The sequence below is a fragment of the Falsiroseomonas sp. genome, from assembly GCF_051860665.1.
In the GTDB taxonomy this organism is placed as follows: Bacteria; Pseudomonadota; Alphaproteobacteria; order Acetobacterales; family Acetobacteraceae; genus Falsiroseomonas.
In genome coordinates this window covers 49,758-62,456 of the sequence record NZ_JBHYDM010000015.1, presented here as the reverse complement: position 1 = coordinate 62,456, position 12,699 = coordinate 49,758, and the positions used below count along the sequence as shown (strand labels likewise).

Annotated in this window: 12 protein-coding genes; 7 read left to right on the top strand and 5 right to left on the bottom strand. The window is 70.4% G+C overall.

What is annotated here, in order from left to right; translation table 11 throughout:
- Window positions 1-114: 114 nt before the first annotated feature.
- Complete coding sequence (locus ACTIF1_RS16205; RefSeq protein WP_439597481.1) at window positions 115-1,788, bottom strand: stimulus-sensing domain-containing protein; 1,674 nt, start codon at window positions 1,786-1,788, stop codon at window positions 115-117.
- Window positions 1,789-1,914: 126 nt separating this feature from the next.
- On the opposite strand from ACTIF1_RS16205, the gene ACTIF1_RS16200 reads away from it, so the two are divergent.
- Window positions 1,915-3,531 (top strand): long-chain-fatty-acid--CoA ligase, encoded by a 1,617-nt coding sequence (locus ACTIF1_RS16200; RefSeq protein WP_439597480.1) that lies wholly within the window; start codon window positions 1,915-1,917, stop codon window positions 3,529-3,531.
- Window positions 3,532-3,544: 13 nt separating this feature from the next.
- Here the strand turns inward: ACTIF1_RS16200 and ACTIF1_RS16195 are convergent, their stop codons facing one another.
- A complete protein-coding gene (locus ACTIF1_RS16195) occupies window positions 3,545-4,207 on the bottom strand; it encodes a DUF2927 domain-containing protein (RefSeq protein WP_439597479.1) in 663 nt (220 codons plus the stop codon).
- 160 nt (window positions 4,208-4,367) lie between these two features.
- Window positions 4,368-5,162 (bottom strand): DUF2927 domain-containing protein, encoded by a 795-nt coding sequence (locus ACTIF1_RS16190; RefSeq protein WP_439597478.1) that lies wholly within the window; start codon window positions 5,160-5,162, stop codon window positions 4,368-4,370.
- A 221-nt stretch (window positions 5,163-5,383) separates the two neighbouring features.
- Between ACTIF1_RS16190 and ACTIF1_RS16185 the strand changes: the two genes are divergently transcribed.
- Together ACTIF1_RS16185 and ACTIF1_RS16180 are read left to right on the top strand one after the other, a co-directional pair.
- Window positions 5,384-6,112 (top strand): SDR family oxidoreductase, encoded by a 729-nt coding sequence (locus tag ACTIF1_RS16185; RefSeq protein WP_439597477.1) that lies wholly within the window; start codon window positions 5,384-5,386, stop codon window positions 6,110-6,112.
- A gap of 1 nt (window position 6,113) precedes the next feature.
- Window positions 6,114-7,025 carry a patatin-like phospholipase family protein gene (locus ACTIF1_RS16180; RefSeq protein ID WP_439597476.1) on the top strand — a complete coding sequence of 304 codons (912 nt, stop codon included), beginning with the start codon at window positions 6,114-6,116 and terminating at the stop codon, window positions 7,023-7,025.
- A 7-nt stretch (window positions 7,026-7,032) separates the two neighbouring features.
- Here the strand turns inward: ACTIF1_RS16180 and ACTIF1_RS16175 are convergent, their stop codons facing one another.
- The gene (locus ACTIF1_RS16175) at window positions 7,033-7,986 is read right to left on the bottom strand and encodes an alpha/beta hydrolase family protein (RefSeq protein WP_439597475.1); all 954 of its coding nucleotides are present in this window, start codon (window positions 7,984-7,986) and stop codon (window positions 7,033-7,035) included.
- A gap of 55 nt (window positions 7,987-8,041) precedes the next feature.
- The gene (locus ACTIF1_RS16170; protein ID WP_439597474.1) at window positions 8,042-8,743 is read right to left on the bottom strand and encodes a response regulator transcription factor; all 702 of its coding nucleotides are present in this window, start codon (window positions 8,741-8,743) and stop codon (window positions 8,042-8,044) included.
- Window positions 8,744-8,889: 146 nt separating this feature from the next.
- Between ACTIF1_RS16170 and ACTIF1_RS16165 the strand changes: the two genes are divergently transcribed.
- From ACTIF1_RS16165 to ACTIF1_RS16150, 4 genes are all read left to right on the top strand, one after another.
- Complete coding sequence (locus ACTIF1_RS16165; protein ID WP_439597473.1) at window positions 8,890-9,597, top strand: HugZ family protein; 708 nt, start codon at window positions 8,890-8,892, stop codon at window positions 9,595-9,597.
- A 125-nt stretch (window positions 9,598-9,722) separates the two neighbouring features.
- Window positions 9,723-11,318: a phosphoenolpyruvate carboxykinase gene (locus tag ACTIF1_RS16160; protein ID WP_439597472.1), complete on the top strand. Its 1,596-nt coding sequence runs from the start codon at window positions 9,723-9,725 to the stop codon at window positions 11,316-11,318.
- A gap of 55 nt (window positions 11,319-11,373) precedes the next feature.
- Complete coding sequence (locus ACTIF1_RS16155; protein WP_439597471.1) at window positions 11,374-11,790, top strand: DUF2237 family protein; 417 nt, start codon at window positions 11,374-11,376, stop codon at window positions 11,788-11,790.
- A gap of 38 nt (window positions 11,791-11,828) precedes the next feature.
- A complete protein-coding gene (locus ACTIF1_RS16150; RefSeq protein WP_439597470.1) occupies window positions 11,829-12,596 on the top strand; it encodes an SDR family oxidoreductase in 768 nt (255 codons plus the stop codon).
- Window positions 12,597-12,699: the final 103 nt, after the last annotated feature.

The window sequence follows — 12,699 nt, the reverse complement described above, 5'->3', positions numbered from 1 at the left end:
AGGTATTATTTCTGCGATAATGGATAACGCTTGGAACGAAGCGACGTCAATCACGGCAAGGGCCCGGATCTCCGTCCGCTTGTTCCATTAATGACATCCGCGGGCCGCCACCTGTCACGCCGCCGGCAGGCGCACGATGAAGCGGGCGCCGAGGATGGTGCCCTGCGCATCGCGCCGGTTCTCCGCGGCGATGCGGCCGCGCAGCCCCTCCACGATCTGCTTCGAGATCGACAGGCCGAGCCCGCTGTGCTGGCCGAACAGCTCCCCGGTCGGGCGTTCGCTGTAGAAGCGGTCGAAGATCGATTCCAGCTTGGCCTCGGGGATGCCGGGGCCCTCATCCTCGACGATGAATTCCACCATCTGCCCGGTCGGCCGCGCCCGCACCACCACATGCCCGCCCTTCGGGCTGAAGGAGATCGCGTTGCCGATCAGGTTGCGGAAGACCTGCACCAGGCGGCCCTCCACCCCGCGCACGATAAGCCCCTCGGCCGGTGCCTCGATCTCCAGCGTCGGATCCGTCTCCTCCCGCGTCGCCGCCTGCAACTCGCCCAGCGCGCCGAGGATCGGGGCGACATCGACCGGCGTGGCGACGGTGCGGGACAGCTCGGCATCGACGCGCGAACTGTCGGCGATGTCGTTGATGAGGCGGTCCATGCGCACCGCGTCGTCGGAGATGATGGCCAGCAGCCGGCGCTGCTTCGTGGGATCCTCGATGCGGCGCAGCGTCTCGATGGCGGAACGCACGCTGGTCAGGGGGTTGCGCAGCTCATGCGCCACGTCGGCGGCGAAGCGCTCATTGGCGTCGATGCGGGCCCAGAGCGCGCGGGCCGCGGTCTGCAGGTCCCGCGCCAGCACGCCGATCTCATCCTCCCGCCGCAGCAGCGGCGCGGGCACGCTGCCGCCGCGGCCCTCGCCCTCGCGCATGGCGGCGGCGGCCTTGGCGAGCTGCAGGATCGGCGTCGCGATGGTGCGCGACAGATAGAGCGAGAGCAGCACCGTCAGGATCAGCGCCAGCGAGAACAGCGCCAGGACGGAGACGCGGATATCCAGCAGCCGCGCATCCACCTCCCGCGCCTCCCGCGTCAGCAGCACGATGCCGACGGAGGCCGCGCCGCGCCGCGCGGGCTCGGCGACCGAGACCAGCAGCCGGCCTTCCGCGGTGCGGCGGATATAGGGACGCACCCCGCCTTCCAGCGCCAGGCGCAGCTCCTCCCGCCGATCGGTGCTGCTGCCGCCGAATTCGGGTTGCCAGTCGAAGGACGGCGCATTGGGGTTCACATCCACCCGCACCGCATTCGGCGCGCCGCGCGGCAGCAGGGACAGCAGCTGCTCATAGGCGCCGGCGACGGTGCCGGCGAAGGCGCCGCGGGGCTCCGGCGGCGGCAGCGGCTCCGTCACGATGGCCCCGCCCGGCCCCTCCCGCACCCGGCTGTCCGCCACCAGCAGGCCGGTATTGTCGAAGAGCCGTGCCTGGGTATTGGGGGAGGGTTCGACCAGCCGGCGCAGCAGCGGGCGGGCGGCTTCGGGAACCAGGATGGTGCGGTCGTCGCGCGGGGTGACCGCGGCCTCCCCGATCGCGGCGGCATAGATGCGCGCCTGGGTGCGCAGCGATTCGACCTCCGCCGCCAGCAGCCCGTTCTGGTACTGGTCCAGATACAGCAGCGTGGCCGCCAGCAGGGCCGGCGGCAGGGCGTTCATCAGCAGGATGCGGCGCAGCAGCGGCGAGAGCCAGCGCCGGCGCCGCGTTTCGGTGACCGGGGAAGGGGGGGCGCCGCCCGCATCGGGCATGGGTTCGGGGATTCCTGCTGCTGCTGGGAAGAAGGTAGCGCCGGAGGCTGGGGCAAGGCCATGGCGGTTGCGTGGCAGCCGCGAAGGGCCAAGACTTCCCCGCAAGCAAACGGGGGGCTGACAAGAATGCTCGGGCTGATGCAGGACTGGCCGCTCAGGATCCACCGGCTGATCGACCACGCCGCCCGCCACCATGGCGGCCGCGCGGTGGTGAGCCGCAGCGTGGAGGGCCCGATCCACCGCACCGATTTTCGGCAATTGCGCCGCCGCGCCCTTGCCCTGGCGCAGCGGCTGGTGCGGGAGGGGGTGAAGCCCGGCGACCGGGTGGCGACCTTGGCCTGGAACACCTGGCGGCATGTCGAGGCCTGGTACGGCATCACCGGCGCCGGCGCGGTGTATCACACGCTGAATCCGCGCCTGTTCCCGGACCAGATTGCCTGGATCCTGAACCACGCCGAAAGCCGGCTGATGTTCCTGGATCTTTCCTTCGTCGGCCTGGCGGAAGGCATTTCGGAAAAACTGCCGCACATCACCCGCTACGTCGTGATGACGGATGCGGCGCATATGCCGGAAACGAAGCTGCCCGGGGCGGTCGACTACGAATCCTGGCTGGCCGAGGCGGATGGGGATTTCGACTGGCTGCCGGGCGAGGAGAACGCCGCCGCCGGCCTCTGCTACACCTCCGGCACCACGGGCGAACCCAAGGGCGTGCTCTATTCCCATCGCTCCAATGTGCTGCATGCGCTGGCCGTCGCGGCGCCGGACATGATGGGGCTGTCGGCCATGGACCGGGTGATGCCGGTGGTGCCGATGTTCCACGCCAATGGCTGGTGCCTGCCCTTCGTGGCGCCCCTGACCGGCGCGGGCCTTGTCCTGCCCGGGCCGAAGCTGGACGGGCCTTCCCTGCACGCGCTGATGGAGGCCGAGGGCGTGACCTTCACCGCCGCCGTGCCCACCGTCTGGCTCGGCCTGCTGCAGCATCTGGAGGCGACGGGGACGGAGCTTGCCACGCTGAAGCGCGTGGTGATCGGCGGCTCCGCCTGCCCGCGCGCCCTGACCGCGGCCTTCGAGCGGCGCGGCATCCATGTGGTGCATGCCTGGGGCATGACGGAGACCAGCCCCATCGGCACCATCTGCGGCGTGAAGCCGGAGGTGGCCGGCCGCGACGCGGAAGGCGTGCTGGACCTGCAGGAGACCCAGGGTTTTCCCCCCTTCACCGTCGACATGCGGATCATCGGCGACGATGGCGCGGAAAAGCCCTGGGACGGGACCACCTTCGGCAATCTCCAGGTGCGCGGCCCCACCGTGACGCGCGGCTACTTTCGGACCGGCGATGCCCTCACGCCGGATGGCTGGTTCGAGACGGGCGATGTCGCGACCATCGATGCCGCCGGCTATATGCACATCACCGACCGCACCAAGGACGTGATCAAGTCCGGCGGCGAATGGATTTCCTCCATCGCGCTGGAGAACCTGGCGATGGGCCATCCGGATGTGGCGGAAGCCGCCGTGGTCGCCGCGCGCCATCCGAAATGGGACGAGCGGCCGCTGCTGGTGGTGGTGGCCAAGCCTGGGCGGGAGGTGACGCGGGAGGCGATGGTGGCGCACCTTTCGCCGCATGTCGCAAAGTGGTGGCTGCCGGACGATGTCGTGGTGGTGGAGGAGATCCCCCACACCGCCACCGGCAAGATCCTGAAGACGAAGCTGCGGGAGCAGTTCGCCGGGTATTTCGGGGTGCCCTGAGGGCACCGGCGGCTCAGCCTGGCTGATCGAGCAGCCGCGCAACCGCGAGCAGGGCCGCCTCCCGGTGAAGACCTGAGGGCAGTGCGGGATGGTAGAGGGTCCGCAGGACACGCATATCCAAAGCCGTCAGGTCCACCGCCATGGCGTGCAGATTGAACAGGCTGTGGCCGATCCCGAGGCCATAGCCCTGGATGCCCAGGATCCGGGACACCTCCCGACGGATGCGCTTCATGAAGGCCACGTCGTAGAGGCCATCCTCCGCGACGAGGATCGCGTGTACGATATGGCCATCGCGATCCGCGTTCCAGCGCAGCAAGGCGCGCGTGACGGCGGTCAGGGGAAGCTCGACCTCAGCTGCAAAGGCCTGTCGTGCGGTGGACAGGCTCCGCTCTCGGCCGCCCCAGAAAATGCGCAGCAGGTCCGGTTGCGAAGCCAGGGCCTCGCGGTCGAGCCGCGGGACGAGCTGCAGCACAATCTGGCCATCCTCGCCGCTATTCGGGCTGACAGCCGTCAGCCCCGAATGCGCCAGCAGATGCGTGATCTGCGTGATCAGCAGCCGTTGTGTCTGCTCGGTCGCCGCGCCCTCGATCTGCACCGAGACCTTCCCCCGGAAGCGGAGCAGCCGCGCGGGCCTGCGCGGATCTTCCGGCACGACAGCCTGCCGGAACGCCTCCATCACCCTTTCCCGTGAGGGCAGGTGCTCCGCCACCGAAGCGCCCGGCAGCCGCGCAGGGGCAGGCCGCAGAGGAGGCGCGACGGGAGGCGTGATCGGGGTCCCGCCCGAGGGTGTCGCCGATGATGGCGCCGCGGCTCCCGGGGAGGCCGCGACGAGAAGGCTACCGGCTGCCAGCAGCGAGCGGCGCAAGAGCATCGAAATCTCCCCAGATTCGTGCCTTGGCGACAGCGGCCGGCAGGGCTGTCTGCATCGCGGCTCGTGTCACGCCCGGCCGAAGGTCCGGACTGTAGAGCAAGGCGAGCAGGACGCGGTCCAGCGCAGTCGGCTCAAGGGCCAGGCCATCCGCCGCCAGCACGCTTTGCGCGTAGGAGGTGAAGCGGCCCATCAGGCCAAGGGCGCGAAGGCAGGTGGCCCAGAAGCTTGTATAGAACTCGATATTGGAGAGTGAGGCCGGCACCGCCACGACGCCGCCCATTATGACCCCTTGATCGATCCGAAGATGGATCTCCTGCCTGGCTGGTGCGCCCTGCGCGGCGCGACGGGCGAAGTCCGCGGCAACCTGGCGATCACCGGCGAAGACGCTGGCGACGCTGGGCCAGAAGGTCTCGAGCAGATCCTGACGCGGATTGCCGGAGATCAGCACGCCCAGATTGACCTCCCCACCCAGCTGCGGGTCCGCGGTACTGATGGAGTGTCCGGAGGCGCCGTGCAGATAGGCCGCGTGCACCGCCAGGATGCTATGCGCTGCCGGGGCGGCGGGCGTGATCAGGCCGATGCGCACGGGTGCCACCCAGCGGTGCAGCACTGGCGAAGCCGCGCGACCTTCAAGATCGGAGAGGGCCGCCTCCTGGAACAGCGTCGCAAGGGCGGCATCGTCGAGCAGGTGACTCGCGATCATGTCCTCGAAGGTGGCGGGCGCCCTCAAGCGCGGCGAGCGCCGCGGCAACTCATTCATTCTGCGCACACCCCCGAGCGGCGACGTCCGTCCTGGCCAAATCGCGAACCGCTGCCACGCGCGGGCATGCGACGAGAACGATCCGACGCGAGAATGCAGCGCAGGTCCCGGCAACGCAACGAAGCTCTCGACCGATCCGCCGCCATGATCTACGTCGCCGCAAAGGCCTTGGCTGGCCGGCCAGGTCGCGCAACGTTGACGGTCGAATGGATTTCCGAATCATGACAGGCACGGCCTTGGTCACCGGCGGCAGCCGCGGCATCGGCGCGGCCATCGCGCTGCGGCTTGCCGCCGCGGGGCATGACGTGGCGATCACCTACCAGTCCAACGGCGCGGCGGCGGAGCGTGTGGTGGCGGCGCTGGCGGAAAGGGGCCGGCGGGGCCTGGCCATCCAGGCGGACAGTGCCGACCCCGTCGCGATCCGCGCCGCGGTGGACCGCACGGCGGCGGAGCTCGGCGGGCTGCGCGTGCTGGTGAACAATGCCGGCCTGTTTCCCTATGGCGCGCCCGATTCGGTCACCGAGGCGGAGCTGGAGCGGGTGCTGGCGGTGAACGTGAAAGCGGCCTTCCTCGCCGCGCAGCAGGCGCTGCGGCACATGGCCGAGGGCGGGCGGATCATCAGCATCGGCTCCACTCTGTCGCGCCAGGTGGGCCAGCCGGGGCTGACGCTCTATGCCATGAGCAAGGCGGCGCTGGTGGGCCTGACGCAGGGGCTGGCGCGGGACCTCGGCGCGCGGGGCATCACCGTGAACCTGGTCGAGCCCGGCTCCACCGACACGGAGCTGAACCCGGCCAGTGGCCCGGGCGCCGAGGCGCAGCGCGCCGGCATCGCGCTCGGCCGCTACGGCAGGCCGGAGGAGGTGGCGGCGATGGTCGCCTGGCTGGCGAGCCCGGAGGCCAGCTTCGCCACCGGCGCCACCTACATCGTCGATGGCGGCGCGACCGCCTGACATGGCCAAGCCCCGCATCGGCATCGCGCTGGGCAGCGGTTCCGCCCGCGGCTGGGCGCATATCGGCGTGCTGGAGGCGCTGGGCGAGGCCGGCATCGTCCCCGACATCGTCTGCGGCACCTCGATCGGCGCGCTGGTCGGCGCCGCCCATGCCGCCGGCCGGCTGCCGCAGCTGCGGGACTGGGTGGCGGCGGCCGGATGGCGGGAGATCGTGGGCCTGCTGGATGTGCGGCTGACCGGCGGCGGGCTGATCGACGGCAAGGACCTGCTGGCCTTCCTGAACGGCCTCGGCCTGGCCTTGCCGATCGAGAGCCTGCCGCGGCCCTTCGCGGCGGTGGCGACGGACCTCGCCAGCGGACGGGAGGTGTGGCTGCAGAACGGTCCGCTGCATGAGGCGGTGCGCGCTTCCGCCGCGCTGCCCGGCCTGTTCAGCCCGGCGCTGCGGGAGGGGCGCTGGCTGGTGGATGGCGGCCTCTGCAACCCCGTGCCGGTTTCCGTCTGTCGGGCGCTGGGGGCGGAGGTGATCATCGCCGTGAACCTGAACGGCGATTTGGTGGGGCGCCGTTTTGCCGCCCCCGCGCCCGCTGCGAGTCCCGCGCCCAGCGCGGAAGGCATGGGCCGCGCGCTGCGCGCCCTGCCCGCGGCCCTGCGCGACCAGGCGGTGTCCCTGGCCGGGCGGCTGTTCCCGCCGGGCACGGCGACGCCCGGCTACTTCGACGTGCTGGCGAATTCCATCAACATCATGCAGGACCAGATCACCCGCACCCGCCTGGCCGGCGACCCGCCCCACGTGCTGCTGCTGCCCCGGCTGCGCGACATGGCGCTGATGGACTTTCATCGCGGGAAGGAAGCCATCGCCGAGGGCCGCGCCTGCGTCGAACAGGCGCTGCCGATGTTGCGGCGCTTCCTGTAGGAAGGCGCTACAGCCGCTCGCGCAGGAAGGCGATGATCCGGGCCTCGACGGCCGCATGCACGGCGGCGCGGTCCACCCCCGGAGGATCCTCGCACAGCTCGGGCGAGGCGGCCCTGAGGACGGTGGGGCAGATATCCGTGAAGACGAAATGGCCGCCGGGGATGGCCTGTACCTGCGGCGTCTGCGGCAGGCCCGCCGCGAGCCCCGTGGCATTGGCCTCGCCAGGCAGTTCGCTGGCCTCCGGGCGCAGGATCAGCACCGGAATGGTCACCCCCGCCAGCTCGGGCCGCTGGAACAGCACCGCAAAGGGGTCCATCAGCACCAGCGCCTTGAGGGGAAGCGGCTCGGCAGGCATCGGGGCCTGGGCCGGCGCGGCGTTGTTGCCCTCCGGCGCCTGTCCGCAGGACATCGCGTCGCGCGGATGGGCCGCGCAATAGGCCAGCAGATGGGCGGGGTTCGGCACCGCGCCGGCGAGTTGCAGGGTCACCGCCGTGCCGAGCGAGAAGCCCAGCATGCCGAGCCGTGCCGTATCGAGATGCGCCGCGAAGCGCGGATCGGCGCGTACCGTCTCCAGCGCCCGCCGCATCTGCTGCGGCCGTCCGGCCAGGCCCGGCCGGCCATGGAAGGGCGCGATGACGACATAGCCGCGCCGCGCCAGCGCCACCGAGATCTCCCGCAGGATCAGCGGCGTGCCGCCGCCGCGCCCGCCGCCATGCGACAGCAGCAGCACCGGGAAGCGGCCGGGTGCCACGGCGGCCTCGCGCGTGGCCGGCATCGGGAAGGGGCCCGTCTGCCAGGGAACCTCCTCGGCCTCGGTCGGATACCAGACCAGCATCTCGAAGGGCGCCTCGCCCGTGGCGGAAGGGCGGGCGACGCCGGCCCGAAAACCGGGCGTCTCGGCCCCCGCCAGAGACGGAATGGCGAGCAGCAGGAGGAGCGCGATCAGGCGGAAGGCAGGCACGGCAGGTCCGATCAGCTTTGCCGCCGGCCCCACAGGCCGGCGGTGGGGAGGGAAATCACGCCTCCTTGTAGCGATAGCCCAGCCCGTACAGCGTCTCGATCTGCGCGAAATCGTCGTCCACCTGCCGGAACTTCTTGCGGACGCGCTTCACATGGCTGTCGATGGTGCGGTCATCGACATAGATGTTCTCGCCATAGGCGCCGTCGATCAGCTGGTCGCGGTTCTTCACCATGCCCGGCCGCACGGCCAGCGCCTTCACCAGCAGGAATTCGGTGACGGTCAGCTGCACCTGCTTCCCCTTCCACATGCAGGTGTGCTTCGTCTCGTCCAGCACCAGGTCGCCGCGGGCGATGATGCCGCCGGCGGGGGTGCCGCTGCCCTCGGCGCGGCCGGCCTCGTTCCGGCGCAGCAAAGCGCGGATGCGCTCCAGCAGCAGGCGCTGGCTGAAGGGCTTCGTGATGTAGTCGTCGGCGCCGAGCCGCAGGCCCATCAGCTCGTCCAGCTCGTCATCCTTGCTGGTCAGGAAGATCACCGGCATGGCGCTGCGCTGGCGCAGCCGCTGCAGCAGCTCCATCCCATCCATCCGCGGCATCTTGATATCGAGCACCGCGAGATCCGCCGGCCGGGCCATCAGCCCCTGCAGGGCGCTTTCGCCATCGGTATAGGTGCGCACGGTGAAACCCTCCTGCTCCAGGGTCATGGAGACGCTGGTCAGGATGTTGCGGTCGTCATCCACCAGGGCGATGGTGTGCGGCACGGGGTGAACTCCAGAAGGGGCGGACGCCAAAAGGGGCAGGTGAAGGCGCACAGGCAGCGCCGGTCTCGGATGGTAACCTCAGATTGTGGCAAAGCCGGGTCAGGCAAAGGGTGCGGGGTCGAATGGCGGAAGAGGATCATGGTTTCGTGGCCCGCAGCCTGTTGCGCGGCGCTGGCGCCGCCAGCCTGGCCACGACGGCGGAAGGCCAGCCCTTCGCCAGCCTGGTCACGCCCGCGGTGCTGCCGGACCTGACGGTGCTGCTGCTGCTGTCCGACCTGTCCGAGCATACCCGTCACCTGAAGGTGGAGCCGCGCTGCGCCCTGCTGGTGCAGGGCCAGCCGGAGACGGCCAATCCGCAGACCGCCCCGCGCGTGACGGTGACCGGCCTGGCCGAACTGGCGCCGCCGGAGCTGAAGTCGCGCTGGCTGGCGCGCCACCCCTATGCCGCCTTCTATGCCGATTTCGGCGATTTTCACCTGTGGCAGATCCGCCCCATGGCGGCCCTGCTGGTGGCGGGCTTCGCCCGCGCCACGCGGCTGCGCCAGGCCGATCTGCTGCCCGGCCCCGCGGCCCTCGCGGCCCTGGCGGCGGCGGAGGCCGGCATCATCGGCCATGTGAACGAGGACCATGCGGATGCCCTGGCGGCGATCGCCACCGGCCTGCTCGGCCAGGCACCGGGGGCGTGGCGCATGACCGGCGTGGACCCCGATGGCTGCGACCTGGCGGCCGGGGAGGCGGTGGCCCGCCTCGCCTGGCCCGCCCCGGTGGGGGATGCGGCCGGGGTGCGGATGGCGCTGGTGGCGGCGGCGCGGGAGGCCCGGTCCCGGCTCGGCGCAACGACATTTGTAAAGTAACCAACTGGTTCGCGTTGATTGTGACAGCTTACCCGCCCTAATTTCGCCGCCACGGGCGCCCAATAGGGGACGCATGGTGCGGCTGGCACGTTGGCTGTCATGGCGCACCCATTTGGAGGCTAGCGATGACATCCGACATTTCCGCCCTGGCCGGGACCGGCGTTTCCGGCTCGGCGACGATCCACGCCAATCTGACGGCGGCGGGCCTCTATGCCCATGCGCTGCGGCGGGGTGAGGGGCGGCTCTCGGCGGATGGCGCCTTCATGGCCGTCACCGGCCAGCACACCGGCCGTTCCGTCCAGGACAAGTTCGTGGTGGACGATGCCGGCGTGCGCGACGCGGTCTGGTGGGGCAAGGTCAACCGCCCGCTGCCGGTCGACAAGTTCCAGGCCTTCACCGCCAAGGTCCGCACCTGGCTGGGCGCGAAGCCGGAGCTCTTCACCCAGGACCTCTATGCCGGCGCCGATCCCGCGCATCGCATCAAGGTGCGGCTGGTCACCACCAATGCCTGGCACGCCCTGTTCGCGCGCAACATGTTCATCCGGCCGGAGCGGTCGGAGCTGGCGAACTTCACGCCGGACTACACCATCCTGCACGCCCCGGAATACGAGGCCGACCCGGCCGTCGACGGCTGCCGCACCAGCACGCTGATCGCGCTGTCCTTCGCCGCGCGCACCATCTGCATCGCCGGCACCAGCTATGCGGGCGAGATCAAGAAGTCGATCTTCACCGTGATGAACTGGATCCTGCCGGATCGCGGCGTGCTGCCGATGCACTGCTCCGCCAACCTCGGCAAGGACGGCGACACGGCGCTGTTCTTCGGCCTGTCCGGCACCGGCAAGACCACGCTGTCCTCCGACCCCGAGCGCCAGCTGATCGGCGATGACGAGCATGGCTGGTCCGACACAGGCGTCTTCAACTTCGAGGGCGGCTGCTACGCCAAGGTCATCAAGCTGAGCCGCGAGGCCGAGCCGCAGATCTGGGACGCGTCGCATCGCTTCGGCGCGGTGCTGGAGAACGTGGTCGGCGACGACTACGGCAGCCTCGACCTGGACGATAACGGCCTGACCGAGAACACCCGGTCCTGCTACCCGATCGAGTTCATCCCGAACACGGTCCCCGGCGGCCAGGCGGGCAAGCCGAAGAACGTGGTGATGCTGACGGCGGATGCCTTCGGCGTGCTGCCGCCGATCGCCAAGCTGACGCCGGCGCAGGCCATGTACCACTTCCTCTCGGGCTACACGGCGCGCGTCGCCGGCACGGAAAAGGGCCTGGGCAAGGAGCCGCAGGCCACCTTCTCCACCTGCTTCGGCGCCCCCTTCCTGCCGCGCCACCCGGAAGTCTACGGCAAGATGCTGGCCGAGCGGATCGCCAAGGACGGCGCCGAGGTGTGGCTGGTGAATACCGGCTGGACCGGCGGCGCCTATGGCACCGGCAAGCGCATGTCCATCCAGCACACCCGCGCCCTGTTGCGCGCCGCGCTGGACGGCAGCCTCGCCAAGGTGGAGTTCGAGACCGATCCCTTCTTCGGCCTGTCCATCCCGAAGGCGGTCCCCGGCATCCCGACCGAGGTGCTGAACCCCCGCAACGCCTGGGCCGACAAGGCCGCCTATGACAAGCAGGCGAAGCACCTCGTCTCCCTCTTCGAGCAGAACTTCGAGACCTTCGCGGGCGGTGCCAGCGAAGAGGTGAAGGCCGCGGCGATCCGCGCGGCGGCCTGATCACGCCCCATATGCAGGGCGGCGCATCCGCGCCGTCCTGATCGGGAGCCTGACCATGCCGCTCGATGATTCCAGACGCCGCGACGATCGCGGCGAGACTCCGCCGCCGGCACGCAATGTGCTCGGCGGCGTTCTGCTGCCCTGCTCCGTCGCGCCCGTCACCGGCTTCTTCCGGGATGGCTGCTGCAACACCGGGCCCGAGGATCGCGGCCTGCATGTGGTCTGCGCGGAGGTCACCGCGGACTTCCTCGCCTTCAGCCAGGCGCGCGGCAACGACCTTTCGACCCCCCGCCCCGAATACGGCTTTGTGGGCCTGAAGCCCGGGGACCGCTGGTGCCTCTGTGCGGCGCGCTGGGAAGAAGCGCGCCTCGCCGGCAAGGCGCCGCCGGTGCTGCTGGAGGCGACGCATGTGGCGGCGCTGGCGGTGGTCAGCCTGGCGGATTTGCGCGCCCATGCCCTGGACCAGGGCTGAGGCCTGGCGCCAGACTGCCCCCAAATGGGGGAAACAGCATGAACGACGCGCATCGCCGCCTTTTCGACCTGACCGGCCGCGTGGCGCTGGTCACCGGCGCCTCCCGCGGCCTCGGCGCCGCCATGGCGCGCGGCCTGGCGCAGGCGGGGGCGGAGGTGATCCTCAACGGGCGCGACGCCGCGACGCTGGAGACCCAGGCGGAGTCGCTCCGCGCCGAGGGCCTCGCCTGCCGCATCAGCGCCTTCGACGTGACGGACGGGAAGGCGGTGGAGGCCGCGCTGGCCGGCCTCGGCCCCATCGACATCCTGCTGCACAACGCCGGCAACCAGCATCGCGCGCCGATCGAGGAGACGACGGAGGAAGGCTGGCACAGCGTGATCGACACGCATCTGACCGCGCTGTGGCGCCTGTCCCGCCTGGTGGTGCCGGGGATGAAGGCGCGGCGCCGCGGCAAGGTGATCGCCACTGGCAGCCTGGCCAGCGACCTCGGCCGCGCCACCATCACGCCCTATGCCTCGGCCAAGGGCGGCCTGAAGATGTTCGTGCGCGCGCTGGCGGTGGAGCTCGGGCCCTGGAATATCCAGTGCAATGCCATCGGGCCCGGCTGGTTCGACACGGAGCTGAACAAGCCGCTGCTGACCAATCCTGACTGGCTGGCGATGGTGCAGCGGCGCTGCCCGGCGGGGCGCTATGCGCAGCCGGAGGAGATCGCGGGGACGGCGGTGTTTTTGGCGTCGGCGGCGTCGAATTTTGTGTCGGGGCAGTTGCTGTTCGTGGATGGCGGCGTGACGGCGAGTATGAGCTGAGGGGGGCTTCTGTGGGCGAGAGCGAAGCTGGCGAAGGGCTTAAAATTGAGAGGGGTCATGTTGATGCGAGGCTTCGAATCCAAGCTGTGTGAGCGTGGACGCG

Bases quoted from the DNA above. Each gene is read 5' to 3' on its own strand.
- ACTIF1_RS16200 (WP_439597480.1), top strand. From the start codon at position 1,915: ATGCTCGGGCTGATGCAGGACTGGCCGCTCAGGATCCACCGGCTGATC.
- ACTIF1_RS16160 (WP_439597472.1), top strand. From the start codon at position 9,723: ATGACATCCGACATTTCCGCCCTGGCCGGGACCGGCGTTTCCGGCTCG.
- ACTIF1_RS16205 (WP_439597481.1), bottom strand. From the start codon at position 1,788: ATGCCCGATGCGGGCGGCGCCCCCCCTTCCCCGGTCACCGAAACGCGG.
- ACTIF1_RS16195 (WP_439597479.1), bottom strand. From the start codon at position 4,207: ATGGAGGCGTTCCGGCAGGCTGTCGTGCCGGAAGATCCGCGCAGGCCC.
- ACTIF1_RS16155 (WP_439597471.1), top strand. From the start codon at position 11,374: ATGCCGCTCGATGATTCCAGACGCCGCGACGATCGCGGCGAGACTCCG.
- ACTIF1_RS16185 (WP_439597477.1), top strand. From the start codon at position 5,384: ATGACAGGCACGGCCTTGGTCACCGGCGGCAGCCGCGGCATCGGCGCG.
- ACTIF1_RS16190 (WP_439597478.1), bottom strand. From the start codon at position 5,162: ATGAATGAGTTGCCGCGGCGCTCGCCGCGCTTGAGGGCGCCCGCCACC.
- ACTIF1_RS16180 (WP_439597476.1), top strand. From the start codon at position 6,114: ATGGCCAAGCCCCGCATCGGCATCGCGCTGGGCAGCGGTTCCGCCCGC.
- ACTIF1_RS16150 (WP_439597470.1), top strand. From the start codon at position 11,829: ATGAACGACGCGCATCGCCGCCTTTTCGACCTGACCGGCCGCGTGGCG.